22 protein-coding genes, 1 pseudogene and 1 riboswitch are annotated in these 25,098 nt (G+C 72.9%); of the genes and pseudogenes, 9 read left to right on the top strand and 14 right to left on the bottom strand.

The genetic code is table 11. From position 1 onward, the window contains the following. The first annotated feature begins 97 nt into the window (after positions 1-97). Positions 98-2,380, top strand: coding sequence for a DUF2339 domain-containing protein (locus tag ACZ466_RS21040; protein ID WP_378284529.1), 2,283 nt, complete (start codon positions 98-100; stop codon positions 2,378-2,380). A 568-nt stretch (positions 2,381-2,948) separates the two neighbouring features. On the opposite strand, the pseudogene mptB reads toward ACZ466_RS21040, so the two are convergent. The 3 genes and pseudogenes from mptB to ACZ466_RS21025 all read right to left on the bottom strand — a co-directional run. Beyond that, positions 2,949-3,734, bottom strand: a pseudogene (gene mptB / locus ACZ466_RS21035) (polyprenol phosphomannose-dependent alpha 1,6 mannosyltransferase MptB); the annotation flags it as partial. A 158-nt stretch (positions 3,735-3,892) separates the two neighbouring features. After that, on the bottom strand, positions 3,893-4,624 hold the full coding sequence (locus ACZ466_RS21030; protein ID WP_378284530.1) for a glycosyltransferase family 2 protein: 732 nt from the start codon (positions 4,622-4,624) through the stop codon (positions 3,893-3,895). A 145-nt stretch (positions 4,625-4,769) separates the two neighbouring features. Continuing rightward, positions 4,770-5,105: an STAS domain-containing protein gene (locus ACZ466_RS21025; protein WP_378284531.1), complete on the bottom strand. Its 336-nt coding sequence runs from the start codon at positions 5,103-5,105 to the stop codon at positions 4,770-4,772. Positions 5,106-5,419: 314 nt separating this feature from the next. Between ACZ466_RS21025 and ACZ466_RS21020 the strand changes: the two genes are divergently transcribed. Further along, positions 5,420-5,791, top strand: coding sequence for a hypothetical protein (locus tag ACZ466_RS21020; protein ID WP_378284532.1), 372 nt, complete (start codon positions 5,420-5,422; stop codon positions 5,789-5,791). Between the two features lie 8 nt (positions 5,792-5,799). On the opposite strand, the gene ACZ466_RS21015 is transcribed toward ACZ466_RS21020, so the two are convergent. Further along, the gene (locus ACZ466_RS21015) at positions 5,800-6,405 is read right to left on the bottom strand and encodes a TIGR03086 family metal-binding protein (RefSeq protein WP_378284534.1); all 606 of its coding nucleotides are present in this window, start codon (positions 6,403-6,405) and stop codon (positions 5,800-5,802) included. A gap of 70 nt (positions 6,406-6,475) precedes the next feature. Here ACZ466_RS21015 and ACZ466_RS21010 point away from each other — a divergent pair, with 70 nt between their 5' ends. The 4 genes from ACZ466_RS21010 to ACZ466_RS20995 all read left to right on the top strand — a co-directional run bounded on the left by ACZ466_RS21010 (position 6,476) and on the right by ACZ466_RS20995 (position 9,951). Next, positions 6,476-6,934 (top strand): MarR family winged helix-turn-helix transcriptional regulator, encoded by a 459-nt coding sequence (locus ACZ466_RS21010; RefSeq protein ID WP_378284535.1) that lies wholly within the window; start codon positions 6,476-6,478, stop codon positions 6,932-6,934. A gap of 335 nt (positions 6,935-7,269) precedes the next feature. Further along, positions 7,270-8,091, top strand: a complete 822-nt coding sequence (locus ACZ466_RS21005) for a hypothetical protein (RefSeq protein WP_378284536.1) — start codon at positions 7,270-7,272, stop codon at positions 8,089-8,091. Between the two features lie 35 nt (positions 8,092-8,126). Then, the gene (locus ACZ466_RS21000) at positions 8,127-8,306 is read left to right on the top strand and encodes a hypothetical protein (RefSeq protein ID WP_378284537.1); all 180 of its coding nucleotides are present in this window, start codon (positions 8,127-8,129) and stop codon (positions 8,304-8,306) included. Positions 8,307-8,397: 91 nt separating this feature from the next. Then, positions 8,398-9,951 (top strand): long-chain-fatty-acid--CoA ligase, encoded by a 1,554-nt coding sequence (locus ACZ466_RS20995; protein WP_464043909.1) that lies wholly within the window; start codon positions 8,398-8,400, stop codon positions 9,949-9,951. A gap of 55 nt (positions 9,952-10,006) precedes the next feature. Here ACZ466_RS20995 and ACZ466_RS20990 read toward each other — a convergent pair whose 3' ends face one another. From ACZ466_RS20990 to ACZ466_RS20980, 3 genes are all read right to left on the bottom strand, one after another. Then, positions 10,007-10,918 (bottom strand): endonuclease/exonuclease/phosphatase family protein, encoded by a 912-nt coding sequence (locus tag ACZ466_RS20990; RefSeq protein ID WP_378284539.1) that lies wholly within the window; start codon positions 10,916-10,918, stop codon positions 10,007-10,009. Between the two features lie 173 nt (positions 10,919-11,091). Then, positions 11,092-12,276, bottom strand: a complete 1,185-nt coding sequence (gene tuf, locus ACZ466_RS20985) for an elongation factor Tu (RefSeq protein WP_378284540.1) — start codon at positions 12,274-12,276, stop codon at positions 11,092-11,094. A gap of 273 nt (positions 12,277-12,549) precedes the next feature. After that, positions 12,550-13,257, bottom strand: coding sequence for a CPBP family intramembrane glutamic endopeptidase (locus tag ACZ466_RS20980; RefSeq protein WP_378284541.1), 708 nt, complete (start codon positions 13,255-13,257; stop codon positions 12,550-12,552). A gap of 97 nt (positions 13,258-13,354) precedes the next feature. Between ACZ466_RS20980 and ACZ466_RS20975 the strand changes: the two genes are divergently transcribed. Continuing rightward, positions 13,355-13,969 (top strand): DUF7691 family protein, encoded by a 615-nt coding sequence (locus tag ACZ466_RS20975; RefSeq protein WP_378284542.1) that lies wholly within the window; start codon positions 13,355-13,357, stop codon positions 13,967-13,969. 30 nt (positions 13,970-13,999) lie between these two features. Here ACZ466_RS20975 and surE read toward each other — a convergent pair whose 3' ends face one another. Both surE and ACZ466_RS20965 read right to left on the bottom strand, forming a co-directional pair. After that, positions 14,000-15,046 carry a 5'/3'-nucleotidase SurE gene (gene surE / locus ACZ466_RS20970; RefSeq protein WP_378284543.1) on the bottom strand — a complete coding sequence of 349 codons (1,047 nt, stop codon included), beginning with the start codon at positions 15,044-15,046 and terminating at the stop codon, positions 14,000-14,002. 108 nt (positions 15,047-15,154) lie between these two features. Beyond that, positions 15,155-16,921, bottom strand: a complete 1,767-nt coding sequence (locus tag ACZ466_RS20965) for an MFS transporter (RefSeq protein WP_378284545.1) — start codon at positions 16,919-16,921, stop codon at positions 15,155-15,157. A 68-nt stretch (positions 16,922-16,989) separates the two neighbouring features. Here ACZ466_RS20965 and ACZ466_RS20960 point away from each other — a divergent pair, with 68 nt between their 5' ends. After that, on the top strand, positions 16,990-18,204 hold the full coding sequence (locus ACZ466_RS20960) for an arginine deiminase (RefSeq protein ID WP_378284546.1): 1,215 nt from the start codon (positions 16,990-16,992) through the stop codon (positions 18,202-18,204). 263 nt (positions 18,205-18,467) lie between these two features. Here the strand turns inward: ACZ466_RS20960 and ACZ466_RS20955 are convergent, their stop codons facing one another. The 4 genes from ACZ466_RS20955 to ACZ466_RS20940 all read right to left on the bottom strand — a co-directional run bounded on the left by ACZ466_RS20955 (position 18,468) and on the right by ACZ466_RS20940 (position 23,294). Beyond that, positions 18,468-19,001, bottom strand: a complete 534-nt coding sequence (locus ACZ466_RS20955) for an ATP-binding protein (RefSeq protein ID WP_378284547.1) — start codon at positions 18,999-19,001, stop codon at positions 18,468-18,470. A gap of 326 nt (positions 19,002-19,327) precedes the next feature. Next, positions 19,328-21,244, bottom strand: coding sequence for a PAS domain-containing sensor histidine kinase (locus ACZ466_RS20950; protein ID WP_378284548.1), 1,917 nt, complete (start codon positions 21,242-21,244; stop codon positions 19,328-19,330). 136 nt (positions 21,245-21,380) lie between these two features. Continuing rightward, positions 21,381-22,763: a purine-cytosine permease family protein gene (locus ACZ466_RS20945; RefSeq protein WP_378284549.1), complete on the bottom strand. Its 1,383-nt coding sequence runs from the start codon at positions 22,761-22,763 to the stop codon at positions 21,381-21,383. Continuing rightward, positions 22,756-22,870, bottom strand: a riboswitch (TPP riboswitch). Its footprint overlaps the gene before it by 8 nt. Before the next feature lie 91 nt (positions 22,871-22,961). Beyond that, positions 22,962-23,294 (bottom strand): rhodanese-like domain-containing protein, encoded by a 333-nt coding sequence (locus tag ACZ466_RS20940; RefSeq protein WP_378284578.1) that lies wholly within the window; start codon positions 23,292-23,294, stop codon positions 22,962-22,964. A gap of 49 nt (positions 23,295-23,343) precedes the next feature. Between ACZ466_RS20940 and ACZ466_RS20935 the strand changes: the two genes are divergently transcribed. Continuing rightward, positions 23,344-23,811, top strand: coding sequence for an SSI family serine proteinase inhibitor (locus tag ACZ466_RS20935; RefSeq protein WP_378284550.1), 468 nt, complete (start codon positions 23,344-23,346; stop codon positions 23,809-23,811). A gap of 108 nt (positions 23,812-23,919) precedes the next feature. Here the strand turns inward: ACZ466_RS20935 and ACZ466_RS20930 are convergent, their stop codons facing one another. Next, on the bottom strand, positions 23,920-24,783 hold the full coding sequence (locus tag ACZ466_RS20930; protein WP_378284551.1) for an Fpg/Nei family DNA glycosylase: 864 nt from the start codon (positions 24,781-24,783) through the stop codon (positions 23,920-23,922). Between the last annotated feature and the right edge of the window lie 315 nt (positions 24,784-25,098).

The raw sequence follows: 25,098 nt of genomic DNA, 5'->3' as shown, positions 1-25,098 counted from the left end.
GCCCCCGTGCCGGCACCGTGCGGCCGCCGTCCGGTCCCGCGGTGAACGACCGGGAACGCGGGACAGGGCTCGGTGAGGTCCCTGTAGCCTGGACGCCATGGCGCGGGGGCTCAAGATCGGCATGGTCTTCGCCGCCGTGTTCTCCCTGGTGGCCGGGCTGACCGTGCTCATGGCGGCGCGACCGGCACCCGCCGCGGCGGCACCGGCGGCCGCGCCCGCCTCCCCGCCGGCCGCGGCCGCGCCCACCGGACGCACGGTGATCATCGGGGTGCCGGGGCTGATGTGGCGGGACGTCGGCGAACGGACCACCCCGGCGCTGTGGCGGCTCACCGGCCAGGGCGCGGGCGGCGCGCTCAGCGTCCGCACCACCAAGGTCAACACCTGCCCGACCGACGGCTGGCTGACAGTGTCGGCGGGGCAGCGGGCCCTGCTGCCGCAGGGCGACTGCGTGCTCCCCGCCTCCCCCGTCCTGCCGGGGTCGAGCGCGGCCTCCGCGCCCGGGACGGCGCCGCCCCCGGAGGCGGGCGCGACCGCCCCCGGCTGGGCGGAGATCAAGAAGGACAACGCGCGCGGTTCGTACCACGCCCAGGTCGGGCTGCTCGGCGACACGGTCCGGCGGGCCGGCGGCTGCACCCTGGCGGTCGGCCCCGGCGCGGTGTTCGGGCTGGCCGGCGGCGACGGGCGGGTCGACCGGTACGTGCCGTCCGCCGACCGGGTGTCCGCGCAGGACTGGACGCGCTGCCCGCTGGCGGCCGTCGAGGTCGACGACGTCTTCCGCGTCTACCTCGACGCCGGCGTCGACGCCGACGGCGACCAGGTCCCGGTCACCCCGGACGACCGCAGGGGCGCCGCGGCGGCAGCCGACCGCCGGATCGCCCAGGTCGTGGCCGCGCTGCCGCCCGGCACGACCGTCCTGGTGGCGGGGCTGTCCGACATCGGCGTCACCCCCCACCTGCGGGTGGCCGCCGCGCAGACCCTCGGCGCGCAGAACGGCCGGTTCGCCCGCTCCGGAATGCTGACCTCCAGCGCCACCCGCCAGCCCGGGATGGTCACGCTCACCGACGTCACCTCCACCGCGCTCACGTCGCTCGGCCTGGAGCAGCCCAAGCAGGCCGTCGGCTCGCCCTGGCGGGTGCAGCCCAGCCGGATGACCACCGGGGAGCGGGTCGAGGACCTGGAGGACGCCGACGTCGCGGCGCAGGCGATCCGCAACATCCAGGGCGTGTTCTTCTGGGTGCTGGGCGGGGCGCAGCTGCTGCTGTACGGGCTGGCCGTCCTGGCGCTGCGCCGCCGCCGCTGGGACACCCCCGAGTCCCGGGCCAAGATCCTCGCCGGTACGCGGATCGTCGCGCTGGTCGGGGGAGCGGCGCCGGTCGCCTCGTTCCTGGCCGGGCTGCTGCCCTGGTGGCAGTCCGCGCATCCGGCGCCCGCCCTGGTCTGCGCCGTGGTCGGGTTCGCCGGGCTGGTCGCGGGCGTGGCGGTGGCCGGGCCGTGGCGGCGCTCGGTGACCGCCCCCGGACTGGTCATCACCGGGGTGACCGCGCTGGTCCTGGCGATCGACGTGATGACCGGCTCGCGGCTCCAGCTCAACGCGCTGATGGGCTACACCGCGCTGGTCGCGGGCCGGTTCTACGGCTTCGGCAACCAGGCGTTCTCGCTGTTCGCGGTGGCGGTGATCCTGTCGGCGGCGTGGCTGGCGGAGTACCCGCTGCGCGCCGGGCGCAAGTGGCTCGCGGTCGCGATCGTCGCGGTGATCGGCGTCGCCGCGGTGGCGGTGGACGGGCTGCCGGCCTGGGGCAGCGACTTCGGCGGCGTGCTGGCGATCGTCCCGGCGTTCGCCGTGCTCGGGCTGATGATCGCGGGCAAGCGGGTGTCGGTGCCGCGGCTGGTGCTGTTCTGCCTGGCCGGGGCCGTGCTGGTGCTGCTGATCTCGTACCTGAACGCGCGCAGCGCCAACCCCACGCACCTGGGCCGGTTCTGGCAGGACCTGGTCGCGGGCGACGCCTGGGACACCGTGGCCCGCAAGTTCCAGGCGATGCTGCGCAGCCTGGGCTACTGGCCGTTCATCATCCCGCTGGCCGGCGCGGTCGGGTTCCTGTTCTTCGCGCTGGTCCGTCCGATCAAGGCGCGCACGCCGCTGCTGGAGCGGGCCTACGAGCACAGCGCGACCATGCGGCCCGCGCTGCTGTCCGCGCTGACCATGGGGGTGGCGGGGACGCTGGCGAACGACTCGGGCGTGGTGATCCTGTCGGTGGCGCTCAGCCTCGCGACTCCGCTGATGCTCGCGGCGAGCGTGCGGGCGCTGGAACTCGATCACGGCCGGCCCGCAGGCACGTCCGGATCACCGCGATCAGAATCGCCGTCGTCAGTATCGGAATGATGATCGGCCGGACGATGGTGACCAGCCAGCGCAGCCCGTCCGGCAGCCCGATCAGGTCGGGGTCGCGGGCGGGCAGGTAGGCCAGGCTGAGCGCGGTGGTGTGGGCCAGCAGCAGCCGGTCGAAGCGCGACCACGGCAGCAGCGCCAGCGCCGCCCAGGCGAACCCGTCGTACCAGGGCAGCTCGTAGGGGGCCGCCAGCAGCCAGGCCAGGACGAGCGCGGCGGCGATCCGCAGGCTCTCCGCGTGGTCGCCGGACGGCCCGTCGAGGCGGCCGGGCTCGCGCGGGAGGGCGCGGGCCAGCAGCACCACCAGCGTCACCATCAGCAGCACGAAGCCGATCTTGATGACGGTGCGGTGCCCGCCCCGGCCCATGAGCATGTCGAACAGGTGCCACGGGGTGGCCAGCGAGACCGAGTTGGACGCCTTGGCGACCTGGTCGAGCGCGTGCGGCCCGGCCAGCGCGAACGTGACCGCCGCGACCGCGCCCGCGCCCGCGAACAGGGCCGCCGCCCGCCACAGCGCGGCGCCCTCGCGGGTGGCGCGCCAGCGTTGCAGCAGCACCCAGGCCGGGCCGCCGCCGACCAGCGCGGCCGGCAGTTTGATCGCCATCGCCGCCCCGACCAGCGCCCCCGCCGCCAGCGCCCGCGTCATCGGCGCCCGCACCCGCTCCCCGCCCCGCCCCTCGTCGCGGGCGTCGCCGGCCCAGGAGCGGCCCGCGAAGACGGCCAGCGCGGCGACCATGGGCGCGATCGCGAGCGTGTCGTTGTGGGAGCCCGCGACCAGGTGGAACAGCAGCAACGGGTTGAACGTCCACATCAGCGCGGTCCGCAGGCGGCGCTCGGGCGTGCGCGACGTCCAGTACAGGACCGCCGCGGTCACCGCGAACGCCAGCGAGTTCACCAGCGACATCACGAAGACCGTGAGCCGCACCGACTCCCCGCCGATCCGCGACGCGAACGCCTCCTGCGCCGTGGCCAGCGGCCCGTACACCGACGGGGCGCGGCGCCACTCCTCGACGGCGCCGACCACCGGATCGCCGGGCATGTCCACCGCCCGGGTCGCGTACGGGTCGTGCCCGGTGACGACCATCCGGCCGTACGCGGCGTAGTTGAGATGGTCGCCGGAGCCGATCGGCGGCAGGAACGCGAACGCGGCCGCCACCAGCACCCCCGCCGCGACCAGCGGGAACGGCCGGCACCGCCAGCCCCGTCCGACCGCCGTGAAGCACGCCAGCAGCCCGCCCGCGCCCGCCAGCACGCCGAGCACCACCAGGCCGATCACCAGGTACGGCGACGGCGCGGCGTCGAACGCCCAGGGCGGCTGGCCGGGCCTGCCGGGCAGCGCGGGCTCCATCACCGACGGGCCCAGCACCGAGGTCACCAGGAAGCAGGCGATGCTCAGCCCGATCGCGCCGAGCCCCGCGCGGCCGAGCCGGCCGGGCGGGGCGCCGTCCGCGAGCTCCTTCCCGCGGCCCCCGCCTGCGGGGGTCCGCCGCAGGCGGGTGGCGGCCTTCACGACCGGCGGCCCCGGAACCGGGCCAGCCCCGCGACCACCGCGGGCTCGCGCGCCGCCAGCGCCCTGGCCACGTCCCGGAACTGCCTGGCCCGGTGCGTCTGGGCCCGCCAGTCGGTGCCGGTGGCGCGGTGCGCCAGCGGCACCTCCACCTCGGTGACCCGGAAGCCCTTGCGCAGCAGGTCGATGGTGAGCGCGGTCTCCACGCCGAACCCGGCGGCCAGCGGCAGCGCCGCGTCGAACGCCGTCCGGGTGAGGCAGCGCTGCCCGTTCAGCGGCTGGGTGGCCTCCCAGCCGGTGGCCCGCCGGATGCCGTCCCGGGAGAGCCGGACCACGAAGCCGTGCCCGCCGAGCTTCACCGTGCTGGAGAACGTCGCGATCGTCATGTCGGCCTGGCCGGCCCGCACCGGCTCGACCAGCGGCGCGGCGTCGCGCGCGGTGTCGGCCAGGTCGGCGTCCAGGAACAGCAGGTGGCGGGGCCGGTCGCGGCCCGCGTCGAGCAGCCGGGCGGCCTCCGCGCCGGTCTCCATGGCGGCGCCCTTGCCGCGGTTGCGGCTGTGCCGCACCACCCGGGCGCCGGCCTCCTCGGCCACCCGCCCGGTGCGGTCGGCGGATCCGTCGTCGACCACCACGACCAGGCCGGCTCCGGGCAGTTCCAGGGCGGCCTTCACGGTCGCCGCGATGCGGTCGCCCTCGTCCTTGGCCGGGATGATCACCGCTACATCCTGCATAGGGGCGATCGTAGTGGGCCGCCGCGGGCCCGCCCCAGGGAACGGCGCGCCCCGGGGGAGAACGATCCGCCACGAAAAAGGGAACGACCCGCGAGGGGGGCGCTCCCCGCGGGTCGGTCGGTCGTCGGTCAGTGCCGGCCGGGTGTCATCCGGCGTCCAGGGCGGGCACGGCGTCGATCACGGTGAAGACCGAGTCGAGCCCGGTGACCTGCAGGATCCGTCTGACCGCCGGCCGCGGCGCGGCCAGCTCCAGCGTGCCGCCCCGTTCCTTGAGCCGCTTGAAGGCCGACAGCAGGACGTTCATTCCGGTCGAGTCGCAGAAGTCGATGCCGCTCATGTCGACCACCACGCGGTCGAGCTGCTCGCGCAGCAGTCCGGCGAGCGCGGTCTGCAACCGGGGCGCGGTGTACAGGTCGAGCTCGCCGGTCGCCGTGACGACGGCGTGACCTCCCTGAGACGCGGTCGAGACATTTAGCTCCACGTCCGGCACACTATCGGGCGAACGGCGCGCGGGCCAGGGAGTACGCCAAGTCCCGTGTCGCATCCCCCGGCAGGGCGGGCGACTCCTTCCGCGATACCACTTTTGCCCGATAAATCCGTGCCGCTGGAGGGGCCGGAACAGGGCGGCGATCTGCGCGTTCGGGCCGCGCAGGGCCGCCGAGTAGGGGAGGCTGAGCGGGTGCGACAGAGGCAGCCGGATCCCGCACGCCCCGCGCCGCGCGCGTCACGCCGCGGCCACGGGCGACCGCCCGTCGCGGGGGATCCAGGGCCGCCATGCATAGGGGGGCGCCGCGTATGAAGGCCGACCATAGGACCGATCCAAGGGAGGCCCGGCTGCGGGAGCGCCTGGCGGCGATCCGGGCCCGCTCGGAGAAGTCCAGCTCGTGGCGCTCGTCCACCCGGTACCTGTCCCGCCTGGTGAACAGGTCCGGATTCGTCCCGATCAGGACCCGGCTCTCCCGCGAGGACCTGGCCTTCCTGACCGGCGCCCGGGACGAGGTGATCGCCTTCGCCGAGCTCGGCCTCCGGCTCCTCGAACTGCACCGCCCCCAGGACGCCGGCGGGATCACCAGCGACCCCGACCACCCGATCCTCCGCTGCCGGGCCTGCATGGGCCGCTGGCCGTGCGCCACCTTCCGCGTGGTGGACGAGACCCTCGACTCTTAGCCCGGGGGTCAGGCGCCCTCGACGCGGGGCCAGGCGGGTGAACGGCCGAGGGCGAGCAGGATCTCGTCCAGAGAACCGGGATCGCCGGTGGCGCCGAGGGCCGGGGCGAAGGCGGCGCCCGGCTCCAGCCTGAAGTCGCCGTCCGGCACGGCGAGCGCGATGGGACGCGCCGCCTCCAGCAGCTCCGCGTCGAGCTCGTAGGGCAGGTCGAGCGCCCGCGCGACGTCCCATCCGTGCACCACGTAGTCGATGAAGTGGAACCCCATCGCCTGCTCGGCCGGGACCGCCACCCCGGGACCGAACTCGGGAAGCGCGAAGTCGCGCTCCGCGACGCCCTCCCCGGCGAACGCCGCGATCACGGCGTCGGCGGCCTCGGCGTAGGACTTCACGGTGCCCGGCGGGCGCACCTTCCAGGCGCCGAGATCGGCGCCCTCACCGCGCGCGGAGGCGGCGAATCCGTGGTGCTGCGCGGTCATGTGGGCCAGCAGGTCGCCGAGCGTCCACCCCGCGCAGGGCGTGGGACGGGAGAGGTCGGCGGGGCCCGCCCGGTTCGCCACGTCCACCGTCGCCAGCACCGCCCGGCGGTCCAGCTCGCGTATCGCATCAATCGTCATGAACCGGATAATAGGCAAGCACCTATCATCTGTCCATGCTTATTTTCCCGGACGTCCTATCTTTGACGCCATGGCGGACGGGCTGGAGGAGGAGCGGGACGACCTCGCGGCGATGATCGTTCCGCTGGGCCGCGCGCTGATGGCGGCCGAGGTGCCGATCCTGCGCGAGCACGGCCTCGCCATGTGGGCGTACGGCGTCCTGCTCGGCCTGAGCGAGGAGCCGGTACGGACCCAGAGCGCCCTCGCGAAGGCCATCGGCGCCGACAAGACCCGCATCATCGGCGTCCTCGACGACCTGCAGGAACGCGGCCTCATCCGCCGCACCCCCGACCCCGCCGACCGCCGCGCCCGGCTGCTCTCCCTCACCCCCGAGGGCCGCCGCCTGCGGGACTCCGCCCAGGCCGCGATCCGCCGCAGCGAGGACGAACTGCTGGCCCACCTGCCCCCGGACGAGCGCCGCGCCTTCGTGCGCGCCCTCAAAACCCTCTCCGTCCTCCCCTGGCCCGACCCCGCCGGGCCCCAGACGTAAGGGAGCGGCAACTCGACCCGGCAGATGGCCGCATGCCCCGGGCCCGGGCCGCGTCCCAAGCCGTGCACCGCGACAAAGCCCGCCCGGCGAACCCTCACCGCCACCGCACCGCCCCGCACGACGCCGGCGATCTCGACCTTCCCGTCGGCGGCCCCGCGCCCGTGCCGTCGCGCGAGCTGCGCGCTGTGAAGAGATCGTCGTTGCGGCGGGGACGTTGCTGTTACGTCATGTAGGTGTGAGGTTGCGGTGGGTGCCATGTCGCCGGTTCGTAAGACCTGATCTTCACCGTCGAGCGGGGGCCTTCACGGGCGCATGGCGGGCGGTTTAATGGGCGGATGTCGCAAACGCGCTCCCCCTCGTCCAGCGGTGCGATCCTCGCCGCCGTCCTCGTCGGCCTCGTCGCCGCGACCATCGTCGACGCGGTGATCACGGTGATCATCAGTTTCATGGTCAACAACCTGGGATACGGCGGCGTCGGGACCGTCCGCGTCACGGCGGCGCTGACGGCGCTGATCGTCGGCGCGATCGCGGGCGGTGTGCTGCTGTTCACGAGGCCGAACGGGCCGCTCGGGCCGATCCTGGCCGCGGTCTCGTCGCTGGTCGCGGTGCTCGTCGGCGACATCATCGGGATCTTCGTGTACCACGGCGTCCGGGGCAGGGGCCTCCCGATCGAGATGGTCGAGATCTACTTCAGGTCGTTCCGGCACATGGACCTGATCGGGCTGGTCATCTTCGTGCTGCCGCCGGTGGTCGCGGGCGGGCTCGGGGCGGTCCGGCTCATGAAGGAGGGCGGGCGGCAGGCGCAGCAGCCCGCACCGGTGGGCCCGTGGGGCGGCCAGCAACCGCAGCCTCCCGCTCCGTACGGCGCACAGCCCGGCCAGTACGCGCAGCCGGGCCAGCCTTACCCGGGGCAGCCCGCTCAGCCCGGGCCGTTCGGCCAGCCGGGGCAGCCCGGTCAGCCTTACCCGGGACAGCCTGCCGAGCCGGGGCAGTTCGGACAGCCGGGCGGGCAGCCTGGGCAGGTGGGTGGGCAGTTCGCGCCCCCGTACGACCAAGGTCCCGGGGGGTCCTTCCAGCAGCCGGGTCAGGGTTCGTCTCAGGGTGAGGCTCCCCCTGGCGGCGGGGCGCAGCCTCCGCAGGGTCCTCCCGCAGGGTGATGACGGACGTCCACGGAGCGGCATAGCGTGGTGCCATGGGTAAGACAATCCTGACGATCGCCGGAGTGGTGCTCGCCATCTGGCTGGTGCTCACCGTCCTCGGCGCGCTCATGTCGATGGTGAAGTTCTTCTTCTTCATAGGCTTCGTCGCCGTCCTGGTGTACCTGGCGGTGATGCTCGTCTCCAAGTCGTCCAAGTCCTTCAAGGGCCGTTAGAAACGCTCGGCCGGGCGCCTCTTGCCCCCGGTGCGCCGATACCCGCATGATTTCGATCACAACGGGCGGCCACCCGGCGAAAGGGGCTTTCGTGCCGAGCCTGACTGAGGTACTGCGCGAGCGCGCGCAGCGGCATCCGGATCGCATCGCGTTCCACGCGGGCGACTCCTCGATCACCTACCGTGACTTCGACCGGCGCGTCGATCGGGCGGCCGCGGCTCTCGCCGCGGCCGGCGTCGGCCATGGGGACCGGGTCGCGGTCCTGGACAAGAACTCGCTCGAGTACGCCGAGCAGCTCTTCGGCGCCGCCCGGATCGGTGCGGTGCAGGTTCCGATCAACTACCGGCTGGCGCCCGACGAGGTCGCCTACATCGTCAACAACGCCAAGGCGAAGGTGTTCATCGTCGGGCCGGAGTTCGTCCCCGTGCTGGACGCCATCGCGGGCAAGCTGGAGCACACCGACCACACCATCGTGATCGGCGGCGGCGACGGCCACCAGGACTACGAGACCTGGCTGGCGGCGCAGGAGCCCGGCGGCCCCGTGGACGCCACCGACACCACCGACGTGTTCGTCCAGCTGTACTCCTCGGGCACCACCGGGCTGCCCAAGGGCGTGATGCTCACCCACGACAACTTCAACTCGGTGCTGCCGCTGAGCAACGACATCTGGAACATCGACGACTCCACCGTGCTGATGGTGGCGATGCCGATGTACCACGTGGCGGGCAACGCGCTCACCGTCTGCGTGATCTTCGACGGGATCACCGGCGTGATCGCGCGTGAGCCCGATCCGATGGCGATCGCCCGGGACATCGAGGGGCGCCGCGTCACGCACGTCTTCCTCGTCCCGGTGCTGCTGCAGTTCTGGCAGCTGATGCCGGAGGTGGCGGAGGTGGACATGTCCAGCCTCCAGCTGCTGCTGTACGGGGCGTCCCCGATCAGCGACGAGGTGCTGCGCGGCGCGATGGGCATGCTGCCCGGCACCGACTTCATGCAGGTGTACGGGCTGACGGAGACCACCGGGGCGATCACCTCGCTGCCGTCGGCGGACCACGACCCGGACGGCCCGCACGCGCACCGCATCCGCAGCGCGGGCATCCCGAACCCGTCCTGCGAGCTGAAGATCGTCGACCCGGCCACGCTGGAGGAGGTCCCCACCGGGCAGGTCGGGGAGATCCTGTGCCGGACGCCGCAGAACATGAAGGGCTACTGGGGGATGGCGGAGGCGACCGAGGCGGCGCTGCTGCCGGACGGCTTCTTCCGCACCGGCGACGCGGGCTACCTGGACGAGGACGGCTACCTCTTCATCCACGACCGGGTCAAGGACATGATCATCTCGGGTGGGGAGAACATCTACCCGGCGGAGGTGGAGAACGTCCTGATGGGCCATCCGCACGTCACCGACTGCGCGGTGATCGGCGTGCCGGACGAGAAGTGGGGCGAGCGGCCCAAGGGCATCGTGGTGCTGGACGCGGACGTCCCGGAGCAGGAGCTGATCGACTACTGCCGGGAGCGGCTGGCGCACTTCAAGTGCCCGTCGTCGGTCGAGCGCCGGGACGCGATCCCGCGCAACCCGACCGGCAAGATCCTCAAGCGTGAGCTGCGCGCCCCGTACTGGGAGGGCCAGGACCGCGCCGTCCACTGACGCGCTCCGTGCCCCCGGCCACCGGCCACCGGAGCGCCGGTGGCCGGGGGCACGGTCAGCGGAAGCTGACGGCGGCGGCCAGCGGGCGGTGGTCGGAGGCCCGGGTCGGCGTGCCGGAGACGCCGCAGGAGGCGCCGGCCGTCTTGCTGATGAAGAGGTAGTCGGTCTTGGCGACGGGGGTGCCGCGCCAGTCCTGCTGGGTCATCGCGCCGGTACGGGACTCGTTCGGCCCCTGGTCGCACTCGGCGAAGGCGCGGTAGAGCGGGTCGAGCGCGGGGGACTCGGGGCGTTCGGTGAAGTCGCCGCCGATGATCACGCGGTTCTCCGCGGCGAGTTCGCCGAGCGCGCCGATCTGCTTGCCGCGCCACTGGCCGCGCGGGTCGTCGTCCCACTGCGACGAGCTGAGCTGGACGCCGCACAGCCGGGCGTTCCACGCGCCGACGGTGCCGCAGGCCGCGGACCGGCCGTACCGGTCGGGCGAGGGCAGCCGCATCTCCCGGACGTCCGACATCGGCGCCTCGGTGCCGACCGCCACCCCCAGCGTGCCCTGGCCGTTCGCGCACGCCCGCTCGGCGCCGCCGGTCGTCCGGGACGGGGCGAACGCCCAGCTCCACGAGCGCAGCCGCTGCTCGCGCTTGAGGGTGTCGACGTGGCCGGAGCAGACCTCCTGGAGGAAGACCGCGTTCATGCTGACGGTGCGCCCGCCGACCTCGCTGCCGGCCAGCTGCCGGGCGATCTCGGTGGCCAGCTCGCCGGGCCTGCTGCCCATGGGGCAGCCGGTGTCGCCGCAGACGTTCCAGGTCAGGGCGTTCACCGTGGCCGGTGGAAGCGCCTCGGCGGCGTCGGCGAGGGCCGGTCCGGTGGTGCCGGACACGTTCTCGATCGCGGCGCCGGCGCCGGCGGTGACCACGACCGCGGCGGCTCCGGCGACGGCGAGCAGGGGGATCAAGGCGCGCGGGGTTCGCACAGTTCTCCATGCGGGGTCACGGGGTGAAACAGCGGGGTATAGGGGAATCCCACCACATCAAGATCCATTCGTGCCGGTGAAACGCGGAAGTAGGCGCCCGGAACGGCGAAGGACCCGGCGGATTCCTCCGCCGGGTCCTCCCCGGTACGACGCCCGATCGGGGCGGCGCCGCTCTAGTCGAGCAGGGCGGTGACGGTGCCGGCGCCGACCGTGCGGCCGCCCTCGCGTATGGCGAAGCCCAGGCCCTCGGCCATCGCGACCGGCTTGCCCAGCTCGACGGTCATCTCGACCGCGTCGCCGGGCATCGCCATCGAGCCCTCACCGCCGAGGTCCACCGCGCCGGACACGTCCGTCGTCCGGAAGTGGAACTGCGGCCGGTAGCCGTGGAAGAACGGCCTGCTCCGGCCGCCCTCCTCCGCGGTCAGCACCCGGACCCGGGCCCGGAACCGCAGGTGCGGCCGGATCGTGCCCGGGGCGGCGACCACCTGGCCGCGCCGGATCTGGTCCCGCTTGACGCCGCGCAGCAGCATCGCGGTGTTGTCCCCGGCCTCGGCGTGGTCCATCGTCTGCCCGAAGGTCTCCAGCCCGGTCGTGACCGAGCCGAAGGTGTCCCCGAGCCCGACGACCTCGACGGCGTCGCCGACCCGTACCGAGCCCTGCGCCACCACGCCGGTCACGACGGTGCCGCGGCCGGTGATGGTGAGCACGTTCTCCACCGGCATCTGGAACGGCTTGTCCAGGATGCGCGGCGGGACGGGCACGTAGGCGTCGATCGCGTCGAGCAGGTCGCCGATGCGGGCCGTCCAGTACGGGTCGCCCTCCAGCGCCTTGAGCCCGGACACCCGGACGACGGGGATCTCCTCGCCCGGGAACCCGTACTCGGAGAGCAGCTCGCGGACCTCCAGCTCGACCAGGTCGAGGAGCTCGGTGTCCTCGACCGCGTCGGCCTTGTTGAGCGCCACCACGATGTGCCCGACGCCGACCTGCTGCGCCAGCACGATGTGCTCGCGGGTCTGCGGCATCGCGCCGTCCTGCGCGGACACCACCAGCACCGCCCCGTCGACCTGCGCCGCGCCCGTGATCATGTTCTTCACGTAGTCGGCGTGACCCGGCATGTCGACGTGGGCGTAGTGCCGGGTCGCGGTCTCGTAGTGGACGTGCGCGATGTTGATGGTGATGCCGCGGTCGCGCTCCTCGCGGGTCCGGTCGATGCCCTCGAACGGCACGGCGGAGGCCAGCCCCCGGGCGGCGAGCACCTTGGTGATCGCCGCGGTCAGGGTGGTCTTGCCGTGGTCGACGTGGCCCATCGTGCCGATGTTGAGATGCGGCTTGCCGCGTTCGTAAAGCTGCTTCGCCATGATCCTTGTCCTCACTGGGTTCCGGCGGAACGTGAGAACCCCCCGCGGGTATTCCGCGGGCGTCTGGACCAACCCCCCTCCGCTGGTTCTCCGGAGGGTGGGACGGAGAGGGGTCAGCGTCGCAGGCCGTCGACGGCTGCGTCTGCTGCCTCTGCTGCCAGGAGGAAGGCAGCCGGCACCGCGCTCAGCAGAGCGGACTCTGCGAGCGTGCGGGTGCCGGCTGCGAAGAACATGCCCTGAGCGTACGAACCGTTCCGCCGGAAGTCGATTGATTTATCCGCGGCCGCCGATGACCGCGTACGCGGTGGCGAACCCGAGCCCGTTGACCGCCCAGTGCAGCGCGGCGGGCGCGATCAGGCTGCCGCTGCGGCGCTGCACCTCGCACAGCAGCGCCCCGGCCAGCGTCATGGCGACCACCGTCACCGCCACGGCCACCGCGGCTCCGGCCGCGCCCGTGCCGAAGATCCGCTCGAAGTGCGGGTTGACGGTGCTGATCCCGGACGAGGGCAGCACGTGCCAGAGGCCGAAGAGCACCGACGACACCGCGGTCGCCCAGACCACCCCGTGCTCCGCCCTGACCAGGCCGTACAGCACGCCGCGGAAGGCCACCTCCTCCAGCAGCACCGTGCCGAGCGGGATCCGGACGAAGACCTCGAAGACCAGCCGTCCCTGCCCGGCGTCCCCGACCCGCCGGTCCAGGAACAGCTCCCGCGTCGCCGGAAGCAGCGCCAGGACGAGGTAGCACGCGGCCACCGCGGCGACGAGCACCAGGTCCCAGACCAGCCCGCGGCGCGCCGCGTCCCGTCCCAGACCCGCCTGCGACCAGCCCACGCCCGCCGACGCGAACAGCGCCAGCAGCACACCGGTCGTGACCACCGAGGTCAGCACGTACGCCGACGGCGCCAGCCTGTTGTTGAGGACGTTCGCCGCCACCAGCACGGCGACGGCCGCCGCCAGGGCGGCGTGCGGGCTCAGGGACATGACCGTTCCGACCCTAGCCACCGCCCGTGACGGATCGCCGGAACGTCCCCGGCGCCCGTTAGCGTGGCCGCCGAGATCACGAGACACGGAGGCATGCATGGGTTACGGCGTCACGCCGTATTCGGTGAACGTGAACGTGCTGCGATCGCCGCACACCTACACCCAAGACCCCGAGGATTTCCTGGCCTGGATCCAGGACCGCTTCTGCAAGGACGACGAGGACGAGGAGTACGAGTACGGGCCGACCCGGCAGTCCATGCGGGAGATGTTCTTCGACCAGCCGCTCACCGGCACCGAGGGACTTGTGTACGGCAACACCCTCAGAGCGTTCTGCGACACCTTCGGCGGCATGCTCGGCAATGGGCACTGGTACCCCGTCGGCTTCAGCTGGTTCGACACCGTCCGGGACGCGCTCGCCCAGGTCGGAGTGAGCTTCGACCCGAACGACCTGATCTACTCGGGCTCCCCGGTGACGATGCCGCCCATCGACGACTTCCCGTGCATCGGCTACCTGGAGCGGGACGAGGCGCTGTCCCTCGCCGAGCAGTTGGACGCCGCGGACCTGTCGGCCATCGGCGACCAGAAGGTCACCGGCTCCATCAGGGAGATGGTCATCGGCTCCATCAGGGAACTGCACGGCTGGTTGAAACAGTGCAAAGCCGACGGGGAACACGAGACCGACAACTACGACCTCGTCTGCTTCTACAGCTGAGCCGCCGTTTCGCGTCCTGCGGGGCGTTCGTCAGCCGCCGGTGAGGGCGAGGTCGCGGACCCACCCGGGTTCGGCGGTCCTGTTCACCGAGATGGCGCCGATACTGATGTGCCCCGCCCGCAGGGCCGCGGTGTCGCTGCGGGGGTCGAGCCTGGGGGCCGGGTCCGCCGTGCTAAAGCCGAGCCGGTACCCGCCCGCTCCGTCGGGCACATAGGTGACGTGCCCGAGCGGGTCCCGGCCCATCCGCGTCCACCGCGGCGAGGGCGACGCGCCGGGGCGGACGTCGGGAACGTTGATGTTGAGCAGCACCTTCTCCCGGCCGAGGCGCTCGGCCGCCCTCCGGTCGGACAGCAGGCGGGCCGCGACCTTCGTCGCGAAGGCGGCGGCGGCCTCGTAGGTGCGGTCGGACGGGGGCCGCCCGATCTCGCCCTGGCCGCTCGCGCTGACCGCCACGGCCGGAACGCCGTGCTCGGCGGCCATCGTCGCGGCCCCCACCGTGCCGGACATGTTCACCGCGATGTCGGAGTTGGCTCCGGAGTTGGTCCCGCTCAGGACGAGGTCCGGCCCGCCGGCCCAGCCCGCCTGCCGCGGCAGGAACGCGTTGAGCGCCAGTTCGACCGCGTCGGCGGGCGTGAGCGTCGCCGACTGCGGCGTGCACGGGCCCGAACTCGCGCACGCGCCCACGATCAGGCCGCGGGACGGCGCGGTCGAGCAGTCCCCGGCGAACCCCTCGGGGATCGCGATCGGCGGCGCGACCCTGGCCTGCGGGGCCGTGGAGATGCCCCGGCCCGCTCCGCTCTGCTGCTTCCACGGCCCGACCACGACCACGTCGGCCTTCGCCTCGCACAGCGCCTTGCGCAGGATGTAGAGGCCGCGGCCGTCGGCCCCGTCCGCCGCCGACGCCTGGACCGAGTCGTCGTTGGCCAGCAGGATCCGCTTGCCCGCCACGACCTCCAGCCCGTTCCCGGGACGGACCCTGTCCGCGCTCGCTCCGGCCGGTACCAGTGCCGTCCCCACCGCGACCGCCGTCGCGAGCGAGATCCTGCCGCGCCGCTCCAAGGCAATCAAGCGGAACATCCGTCCCTCCAATGTCGAAGAGGCCCCCAGATTCTCGACCGCGCCCGTAGGAGACACAAGACTTGACAATGACGTCGAAAATGAGTCACCAGTTCAGGACCCGTGCCGTCAGCGCTTGGTGACCCGGTCGCGGGCCCGGGACGGGCGGCCGATGAGCAGGAGGAGCAGGCCGAGGAGGGCTCCGAGGAGCTGGCAGGCGGCGATGGCCAGGAGCAGTCCGATCGGGCCGATCGTGTCGGCGAACGTGCCCGTCAGGGCGGCGCCGACGGCGGACGCCCCGATCTTGAGGCTGCCGCCCGTCGTGTTGACCTGCCCGAGCCGTTCAGGGGGCGACTCGCGCTGGCGGAGCATCAGGGTTGCGGTGAAGACGGGTCCCTCGACGATGCCGACCACGAGGAAGCACAGCAGCGCCCAGGGGAGCGACGGCGCCAGCGTCACCAAGGCCAGCGCGCCGCCGAAGGCCGCCAGCCCGCCCAGGACCACCGCGTCCGCCTGACCGGCCTTCAGCCATCGCGCCGAGGCGAGGGAGCCGATCAGCGAGCCCGCGGCGAACGCCACGAGGAACTGGCCGCCCGCGCCGGCCTCCTCGCCGATGTGCTCGGCGAACAGGACGGCGGTGACCGCCACCCCGCCGAACCCCAGCCACGCGAACGTCGTCGCGACCGTCAACGACCGCAGACTCGGGTTCGCGACCAGCACGAACAACCCGCCGATCACCACGTCCCCGATCGCCCGCACACCCCCGAAGCGCTCCCGCCGCCCCAGGCGCGTTCCACCGCCCCCCGCGCCGCCGTCCTCCGCGCCGCCGTCCTCCGCGTCGCCGTCCTCCGCGTCGCCGTCCTCCGCGTCGCCGTCCTCCGCGTCGCCGTCCCCCGCGTCGCCGCCCCCCGCGTCATCGTCCTCCGCGTCGCCGTCCTCCGCGTCGCCGTCCTCCGCGTCGTCGTCCTCCGCGTCGCCGCCCCCCGCGCAGCCTTCCGGGTCCGCGCCGCCTTCCTGGGCCGCGCCGCCTTCCTGGGCCGCGCTGCCTTCCTGGGCCGCGCCTGCTTCCTGGGCCGCGCCGCCTTGCGTGTCCGCGTCGCCTTCTGGGTCCGCGTTGCGGGCGTCAGGCCCTCGAATACCGCTGTCCAGGCTTCCCTTGCGTCGTCCGTCCCCAGGCCCACTGGCCGCCTCGCCCCAGCGGGCCGTGGCCTGGTAGCCCGTGTCGTCGGTGGCCGCGCCCTGGTCGTCCGCCGGGGTGTCCCCGCTCACCGCGCCGCCGCGGGCAGCGGCCCGGGGGGCTGTTTGGCGGGCGCCCGTGTCGTCGGTGGACGGGGTGTGGCGGTGGGGGAGGAAGAGGAGGGCCAGGGTGCCCAGGGCGGCGGCGGTCACGGTGGCCAGGCCCGCGTTGGAGCCGCCGGCGAGGGTGGCCAGTGCCGCGGCGAGGCCGGGGCCGGCTATGGCGGCGACGCTGTAGCTCGACGCCTCCAGGCCGTACGCGCGGGAGAGCCGCTCGGCCGCGACGAAGCGGGGCAGCAGGCTGGTGAGCGCCACCACGATGGGCTCCGTGCAGCCGACGACGGCCGCGATCATCAGGGCCAGGACCAGCGGGGAGCGTCCGGCCGTCAGGAAGAGCACCGCCGTCGCGGCCGCGTAGCCGGTCGCGAGCGCCATGGCCAGCGTGCGGGGACGGGACGTGCGGTCCAGCAGGTGCCCGATCACCGGCCCGCTCAGGATGTACGGCAGCGTCAGCGCGGTCTGCAGGAACCCCGCGTCGGCCGCCCGGCCCGTGCGGGCCTGGACGGTCAGGACGAGCGCGGTCGCGGCGCCCTCCGCCGACACCCGGAGCAGCGTGGCCGCGGTGAGATGGGGCGCGAGGGCACCGATCCGTCCGGGCACCACCAAATGGTGACACAGCCGGACGTCTGGCCGATCGGTGCTGATCAGCGGGCACCTAGACTCGCAGTGTGACGCACACGAGAGCGTACGAGCATCGGGTGACCAGTGAGGTGGGGCGCCTGCGGACGGTGCTGCTGCATCGTCCGGGCGCGGAGCTCAAGCGGCTGACCCCGCGCAACAGCGACAAGCTGCTGTTCGACGCGATCCCGTGGGTGGGGCGGGCGCAGGAGGAGCACGACGCGTTCGCGCAGGCGCTGCGCGATCGCGGGGTGGAGGTCCTGTACGTCACCGAGCTGCTCCAGGACGCCCTGGAGTACGAGGAGGCGCGGGACGCCGCGATCTCGGGGGTGGTGGCCGACCTGCGGTGGGGCGATCAGCTGCGCCGGGTCGTGGCGGACCACCTGCGCGATCTCGATCCGGAGGAGCTGGCCCACGTGCTGATCGCGGGGCTGGCGCACGAGGAGCTGAAGAGCGGGCACGGCCTGGTGTACCGCCTGATGGACCGGCTCGACTTCATCATCGATCCGCTGCCGGGGCTGCTGTTCACCCGTGACAACAGCGCGTGGATCGGCGACCGGGTGGCGGTGACGAGCCTGGCGATGCCCGCCCGGCGGATGGAGGCGTCGCTGGTCGGGCTGGTGTACGCGCACCATCCGCGGTTCGCGGGGGTGGAGCCGGTGTACGGGCCGTCGCTGGAGCATGTGGAGGGCGGCGACATTCTGCTGCTGTCTCCGGGCGTGCTCGCGGTCGGGACGGGGGAGCGGACGACCCCGGCGGGGGTGGAGCGGCTGGCCCGGCAGGTTCTGGAGGCGGGGCTGGCGCACACGGTGCTGGCGGTGCCGATCGCGCAGGAGCGGGCGACGATGCACCTGGACACGGTCTGCACGATGGTCGACGTGGACACGGTGGTGATGTATCCGCCGGTGGCGGACTCCCTGACCGCGTACGCGGTCACCTCCGGCAACGGCGATCTGCTGGTGGGGCCGCCGCGCCCGTTCCTGGAGGCGGCGGCGGAGGCGATGGGCCTGGACCGGCTGAAGGTGATCGACACCGGGCTGGATCCGGTCACCGCGGAGCGGGAGCAGTGGGACGACGGCAACAACACCCTGGCGATCGGGCCGCGGCTCACGGTCGCCTATGAGCGCAACATCGAGACCAACGCCCAGCTGGAGGCGGCTGGCGTCGAGGTGATCCGGATCAGCGGCAGCGAGCTGGGCACGGGACGGGGCGGTCCGCGCTGCATGTCGTGCCCGATCCTGCGTGATCCGCCCCCCGGAGGCTAGGGGGCCTCAGGTACCGCGCGAGTGCGTTACCTGGGCGGTGAGGCGATGCCGGAGGCGAGTGTTACCGCCCAGATCGCGGAGCGATGCCGCGCTCGCCAAGGCCCGGTCAGGGGCGAGCCGCCAGGCGAGCGCCGTAGGCCGGGACTTTGAAAGAGAGTGTGGAGGCTCGGGCGGTGTCGACGGGGGCACGACAGCGCCCGAGCTTGAAGAGGACCATACAAGGTCGGGCGGGCAGATGAACACCCGGGGTCCTACTCCGGCCGTCAGCCTGGAAAGGCCCTGGTGGGGGCGGTCTCTCTGGCGCTGCCGTTGTGCAGTCCGCCGGACGGCTCCTCGGTCAGGTCCTCCAGGGAGCCGAAGTCGGGGAACACCGCGGAGGGGCTGTGGACGGTCTCTTCGGCGTTCTCGGGGGCGCGCAGCACCGCCCAGACGGTGGTGGAGCCGTCCTCGTGCCGGACGCCCCAGCCTTCGGAGAGGGCCTCGACGATGCCGAGGCCCCGACCGCCGAGGGACGACAGCGTCCCGGGGCCGCGTCTGGGTTCGGTCATCGCCCCGCCGTCGCTGACCGACAGCTCGATGAGGTCGCCGTTGCGGAACCAGGTGAGGCGGATCTGGCCGGAGGGCAGCGGGCGGGCGTGGCGGAGCGCGTTGCTGAGCAGCTCGCTGACGATGACGCTGGCATCGTCGACCACGGTCTCGAAGACGCCCGAGGCGGTCAGGTCGGAGCTGAGGCGCCTACGGGCGACCGCGACGCTGGACGGCGCGTGTGGCAGCAGTACGACGCTCGACGCCCTCACCTCCCGTGACCCTGCGAAACCGGCTGCGCTTTCTGGTACGTCCGAAATGCCCGGAAGCCAGAAGCCGGAAACCTTCGCGAAACACCCTGCTTCCTGGCACAACGAGTGACCGACCGTCCAGTCACGGCCCATCACCCCCGTATACGGCGCCGATCGGAAGCACAACCCCGCTCGAAAACATCTATGGATCTATCCAGCCAACGGCGGATTACTCCTCACGCGCGCGTTTCGTCCGTCACACTGCCGTCGCCGGGAACGTTCCCAAAGCGCACCGCCGGTCACGGCAGTAACACCGCCACAAGGCCCTGGCGTGCGGCGACGCGGGTTCACCCCGGCTCCCCGGCGGGATGCGCGCCCTCACCGGCCGGCGCGGTGGCCGCCTTCAGCCGCAAGCACATCCGCGTGCCCGCGTGCCCGGCGGCCGGGTGCGCCGAAATCTGCCCGCCCTGCGCCTCTGTGAGGCGTTTCACAATGTAGAGACCGAGCCCGATGCCGCCGAAGCGGCGCCGGTCGCCCGCCTCGCCCTGCACGAAGCGCTCGAAGATCCGCTCGTGGTCGCCGGGGGCGATGCCGATGCCCTCGTCGACCACGGTGACCACCACGTCGTCGTCCTCGCACCAGGCCCGCACCGTGATCGTGCCGCCGTCCGGGGAGTACTTGACGGCGTTCTCCAGCAGCTGGCCCAGCACGATGTCGGTGGCCAGGGCGTCTCCGCGCGCCTGCGGCAGGTCGTCGGCGATCTCCAGCTCGACCCGGTGCAGGTCCGACAGCGAGCGGAAGCCCGCCACCACGCCCTCCAGCACCCTGGCCAGCCCGAACGACTCGATCGTCACGGCCAGCTCGTCCGCCCCCGCGCGGGCGCCGCGCAGCAGGTGCTCCACCAGGCGGCCCAGCGACTGGGCGCGCTCGGCGATGGTCGCGACGGCGGACCGGCGGTCGGCGTCGGCCATCTCGTCCCACCGGTTGGTGAGCGTGCTCGCGAACCCCTGCACGACCGTGACCGGGGTGCGCAGCTCGTGGCTGGTGGTGGCGAGGAACAGGTCCTTGGCCTCCTCCAGCGCCTTGGCCTCGGTCACGTCGCGGAAGTCGACGACCAGCTCCTCGGTCTCCTCGATCTCCGCGACCAGCACGTTCAGCCAGACGCCCGTCTCGAACGGGATGGTGAGCATCTCGCCGACCGCGGGCATCTCGAACGGCAGCTCCTTGCCGAGCGCCTGCTCCGGCGGGATCCCGGTGAGCGCGTGCGCGGCCGGGTTCCACTGCCGGACCAGGCCGTCGCGGTCGAGGACGGCGATCCCGTCCGCGCTGGAGTCGATCACCGCCCGCTCGTGCGCCCGCTGCCGGACCACCTCCTCGTAGGCGACCGCGTTGCCGACCGCCACCCCGGCGTGCCCGGCCAGCAGCTCCAGCAGTTCCAGCTCGCGGTGTCCGACCTTGCGGCCGGAGAACAGCGCGTACAGCGCCCCGTACGGCCTGTTCTGCAGGAACGACAGCCCCAGCGCCACCGTGTGCAGTCCGGGCAGCTCCGACCAGATCAGATCGCCCAGCCGCTGCCGGCCGGTGGCCAGCCGCACCGCCCGGCCCGACCGCAGCAGCTCGCCGACCAGGCTGGAGCGCAGGTCGGCGGTGGCGCCGCGCATGTGGTCGGGCAGCCCGGTCATGTTGACCAGCCGCAGCCGCTCGCCCTCGATCCGGACGAACCCGGCCGCGTCGGCGCCGGTCAGCTCGATCAGCGCGGCGGTGATCCGGTCGAGCACCACGCCCAGGTCGAGTTCGGCGTTGAGGTCGGCGACGATGTCGTTGAGGCGGCGCACGAGCCGGGCCCGTTCGGCGGTGTGGTGCTGGGCGACCTCGTCCTCCTCGACCGGGTGGTAGACGCCCACCCAGCCGAGCGGGGCGCCGTCGCCGTCCTGCAGGAGGCTGGTGTCGATCCGCACGTCGATCAGCCGCCCGTCGCGGTGGAACCGGCGGGTGGCGATGGAGATGCGGCCGCCGTCGCCGCCCTCGCCGGTGCGCCGGGTCAGCAGCCGCTCCTGGACGGCGTTCTGCTCGGCCTTGAGCTCGTCCGGGACGATCGGCGGCGGCCGGCCGATGACCTCGGCGGCGCTCCAGCCGAACATCCGCTCCGCCGCCGGGTTCCACACGGTGACGTGGTAACCGTTGTCGACGGCCACGATCGCGTCGGCCGCGCACTCGATGACGGCGCGGGCGATCGGGTCGTGAACGGTCTGCACGTCTGTCATCGTGCCACTGCGACTCGGGGCCGCGCCGGGCAACCGCCCTGGAAAAGTTCCCACCCCGCCTTCCGGCCTGAGGGAAGAACACCACGTCAGGGCACGGAAAGCGGGCGAAACGCCGGTCACCGGCGGTCTCCGGCCGTCAACGGCGGCGCAGGCGGCCGACCAGGATCGCGGCGAGCCCGGCCAGCAGGAAGGAGAACAGCGAGGCGCTCATCCAGGTCTGCGGCGTGAAGCCCAGCGCGCCCTGCACGTCCTGCCAGAAGGCCGCCCACCAGCTCACCCCGCCCGGGTAGATCAGCTGGTAGGCCACGAAGCCGATCGCCCAGGCCGCGATCATCCCCCAGCGGGACGGGGCGTTGCGCGAGGTGTCCCAGCCGAGCCGGTCGGCGTCCGCCGTCCCGATGGCGGCCCGCCACCGGCCCCGGCCGAGGAAGAAGTCGGCGGCCAGCACGCCCAGCATCGGCACGAACACCGACCCGATCAGGGACAGGAACGCCGCGTAGTCCCCGATGTCCAGCAGCAGCGCCAGCCCGGTGATCCCGGCGCCCAGCGCGACCGTCAGCACGCGGCGGTCGGCGCGCGGGATCAGGTTCTGGATGGACACCGCCGTGGAGTACACGTTCGCGAACGACTGGTCGGCCTCCCGCAGCACGAACACCGCGAAGAACAGCACGCCCAGCGTCACGCCCAGGAACGGGTCGAACACCTTGGAGGAGTCCCCCGCGACCAGGGCCAGCGCCAGCAGCCCCAGCACGTAGGCGAAGATCTGCGTGGCGGAGTAGCCGACCGCGGCCGCGCCGAACGCCCCGCGCGCGCTGCGGGCGTGCCGGGTGTAGTCGGCGGCCACCGGCACCCAGGAGATCGACACCGCCAGCGCCGCGTCCGCCCCGATCCAGAAGCCGCCCCACGACCCCACGGTCAGGTCGGGCAGCGGCTCGCGCAGCAGCTGGACGTAGAAGTAGACCAGCGCCACCATCACGGCGGCGGTCACGTAGCGGCGCAGCAGCCGGACCGAGCCCAGCGGCCAGATCGTCAGCGCGGTGGTGAGGATCCCGGCCGCGATCACGTACCCCCACCGGGGTATCCCGTCCCACAGCGTCCGGGCCGCGTCCGCGATCACGATCAGCTCGAACGTGCCCCAGCCGATCAGCTGCGCGATGTTGAGGACGGTCGGCACGTACGACAGCCGGGCGCCGAAAAGGCCGCGCAGCAGCACCATCGCCGGCTGCCCGGTGCGCGCGCCGGGCGCCGCGGCCAGGCCCAGCATCAGCCCGCCCAGGACCGTTCCCACGACCATCGCGACGATCCCGGCCGCGATCGACAGCGTCGGCCGGCCGTTCTCGTCGGGGGCCAGCACGGTGTACGCGCCGGAGAACGCGAAGAGGCTGACGCCGAGGTTGGCCCAGAACGCGCCCTGGTCCCAGAAGCCGAGGGCCTTGGGGGCGGGCTCCTCCAGGGTGAAGGGCACCTCGGCATGCGGGCGCGGCCCGTTCTTGGGGCGCGGTTCGGCCTTGGACGTCATGGGACACGCTCCCTACGCCGGCATTACCCGGACAGGTTCATGCGGTCGGCGACGCCCTACAGGTCGCCCTCTCAGCCCGGTCGGCCCGAGCTCCCGCGGATATCGGTCGAGCCAATCGTAGCTAGGCGAAACCGGCCGAACCACCCCCGGTCCGGCACATTCGTCACGCCCGCCTCGCTCGTCCCATGAGACCGGTGGTCAGGCCACGTACGGCGGTGCCCCCGAGTCGGTCTCCATCGGGCGCCCGGTCTCCACCCAGCGCTTCATGCCGCCGTCGACGTTCTTGGCCAGCCAGCCCGCCTGGTTGAGCGCGACGGTCACCTGGGCCGACCGGACACCGGACCGGCAGATCACGTAGACCTCCTGGTCGCGCGGCACCTCGGCGGCGCGGTCGCTCAGCCGCCCCATCGGAATGTGCACCGCGCGGGGCGCGTGACCGGCGTCCCACTCGTCCTGCTCCCGCACATCCAGCAGGTACGCGTCCTGCGGAACGTCCTTCGCGTCAACCGCCGGGACATCGTCCCCGAAAATCATCACACCCCCATGGAACCCTGCGGACCCTGCCCGCGTCGAATCACGCATGCGGTATCGGACGCTCCTTTTCACGACGCCCGGGCTCGCCATGATCCTGTCATTGGCGGCCTGCGGCTCAGAACAGGCCACGAGCAACCCCGCTGACCAGCCCTCGGCCACGACGTCCGTCCAGCCCTCCGGGTCCCCGGAGGCGAAGAACACCCTGACCGTCCAGGTGAAGGCCTCGGCCCAGGCCCCGGCCACGACCTGGACGCTGAGCTGCGATCCGGCGGGCGGGGACCATCCGAAGGCCCAGCAGGCGTGCGCCGCGCTGGCCAAGGCCAAGGACCCCTTCAAGCCCACGGCCCCCGACCAGATGTGCACCAAGATCTACGGTGGTCCGGAGATCGCCACGGTCAAGGGCACCTGGCACGACAAGCCGATCGACGCGAAGTTCACCCGCGCCGACGGCTGCGAGCTGCACCGGTGGACGCAGGTCGCCCCGCTCCTGGGCGACGTGCCGAAGGTCCGCTGACAGCCCGTTCGCCCGACAGAACGACGACCCCGCCGACCACACCCCGCCGACGACGACCCCGCCAACCGCACTCCCCGGCCGCCGAGCCCGCCGACCCGGGCCCGGCGGCTACTTCAGGAGGCGGGACATCCTGCGGTCGGCGAGCGGTTTGCCCCCGGTCTGGCAGGTCGGGCAGTACTGCAGCGACGAGTCGGCGAACGACACCTCGCGGATCACATCCCCGCAGACGGGGCATTTCTCGCCGGTACGGGCGTGCACCCGCAGCCCGGTCTTCTTCTCGCCCTTGAGGTCCTGGGCGGCCAGGCCCCGGGAGCGCTCGACCGCGTCCCGCAGCGTCCCGACGATCGCCTCGTGGAGGGTGCGCACGTCGTCCTCGGTCAGCGATGAGGCGATCTTGAACGGGGACATCCGCGCGACGTGCAGCACCTCGTCGGAGTAGGCGTTGCCGATGCCCGCGACGACCTTCTGGTCGCGCAGCAGCCCCTTGATCTGGGTGCGCTTGCCGCCGACGATCGCCGCCAGCGCCTCGGGCGTGAACGCCTCGTCCAGCGGGTCGGGGCCGAGCGTCGCCACGCCCGGGACCTCCCGCGGGTCGCGGACGACGTAGACGGCCAGGCCCTTCTTGGTGCCGGCCTCGGTGAGGTCGAAGCCGGAGCCGTCGTCGAGGTGGACGCGCAGCGCGAGCGGGTTCTTGCCGCCGGGCCGCGCGGGCTTGGCGGGCATCTCCTCGCGCCACCGCAGCCACCCGGCCCGGGCCAGGTGGACGACCAGGTGCAGCCCGTCCACGTCGATGTCGAGGAACTTGCCGTGGCGGGCGACGCCGGTGACGGTCAGGCCGCCGAGCGCGGTGACCGGCGGGTCGTACGTCTTCAGGGCGGAGATGGCGAGAACATCGACTCGGGCGACGGCGTGTCCGGCCGCGCGCTCGCGCAGGAATCCGGCGAGCGCCTCGACCTCGGGTAGTTCAGGCATGGCTCAAGTATCCGTGACGGAGGTGTCCACAACCCTGTGGAAACCTGTGGACAACACTGTGGACGACCGGGCGCGGGCCCGGGTGTTCGACACTTTCAGGGGATAGAGCTCAGCAAACAGGGACAAAATTCCATGAAGATCGTCCACTCGCCCGGTCGCGGGGGTGTGGATAACTTCGTGGACGACCCCGCGGGGCGGGTGCGCGCCCGGTCTCCGCGGCGGCGATGTGACCCGGATCGCGAAATAACCCCTAGGGGGTACGGGTTGTCATGTCGTGAACGTTGTGCCACCATCAGAACCGTCAGATACCCCCCA

It is taken from the genome of Actinomadura rugatobispora (assembly GCF_055379765.1).
The sequence above is the reverse complement of the archived record's forward strand: the minus strand, read 5'-3'. Positions and strand labels throughout refer to the sequence as shown.

Coding starts and splice junctions, on each gene's coding strand:
- ACZ466_RS21000 (WP_378284537.1), top strand. CDS start 8,127: ATGGGTAAGACAATCCTGACGATCGCCGGAGTGGTGCTCGCCATCTGG.
- tuf (WP_378284540.1), bottom strand. CDS start 12,276: ATGGCGAAGCAGCTTTACGAACGCGGCAAGCCGCATCTCAACATCGGC.
- ACZ466_RS21005 (WP_378284536.1), top strand. CDS start 7,270: ATGTCGCAAACGCGCTCCCCCTCGTCCAGCGGTGCGATCCTCGCCGCC.
- ACZ466_RS20980 (WP_378284541.1), bottom strand. CDS start 13,257: ATGTCCCTGAGCCCGCACGCCGCCCTGGCGGCGGCCGTCGCCGTGCTG.
- ACZ466_RS20930 (WP_378284551.1), bottom strand. CDS start 24,783: ATGCCTGAACTACCCGAGGTCGAGGCGCTCGCCGGATTCCTGCGCGAG.
- ACZ466_RS21040 (WP_378284529.1), top strand. CDS start 98: ATGGCGCGGGGGCTCAAGATCGGCATGGTCTTCGCCGCCGTGTTCTCC.
- ACZ466_RS21030 (WP_378284530.1), bottom strand. CDS start 4,624: ATGCAGGATGTAGCGGTGATCATCCCGGCCAAGGACGAGGGCGACCGC.
- ACZ466_RS21015 (WP_378284534.1), bottom strand. CDS start 6,405: ATGACGATTGATGCGATACGCGAGCTGGACCGCCGGGCGGTGCTGGCG.
- surE (WP_378284543.1), bottom strand. CDS start 15,046: ATGTTCCGCTTGATTGCCTTGGAGCGGCGCGGCAGGATCTCGCTCGCG.
- ACZ466_RS20935 (WP_378284550.1), top strand. CDS start 23,344: ATGCGGTATCGGACGCTCCTTTTCACGACGCCCGGGCTCGCCATGATC.
- ACZ466_RS21010 (WP_378284535.1), top strand. CDS start 6,476: ATGGCGGACGGGCTGGAGGAGGAGCGGGACGACCTCGCGGCGATGATC.
- ACZ466_RS20950 (WP_378284548.1), bottom strand. CDS start 21,244: ATGACAGACGTGCAGACCGTTCACGACCCGATCGCCCGCGCCGTCATC.
- ACZ466_RS20975 (WP_378284542.1), top strand. CDS start 13,355: ATGGGTTACGGCGTCACGCCGTATTCGGTGAACGTGAACGTGCTGCGA.
- ACZ466_RS21020 (WP_378284532.1), top strand. CDS start 5,420: ATGAAGGCCGACCATAGGACCGATCCAAGGGAGGCCCGGCTGCGGGAG.
- ACZ466_RS20945 (WP_378284549.1), bottom strand. CDS start 22,763: ATGACGTCCAAGGCCGAACCGCGCCCCAAGAACGGGCCGCGCCCGCAT.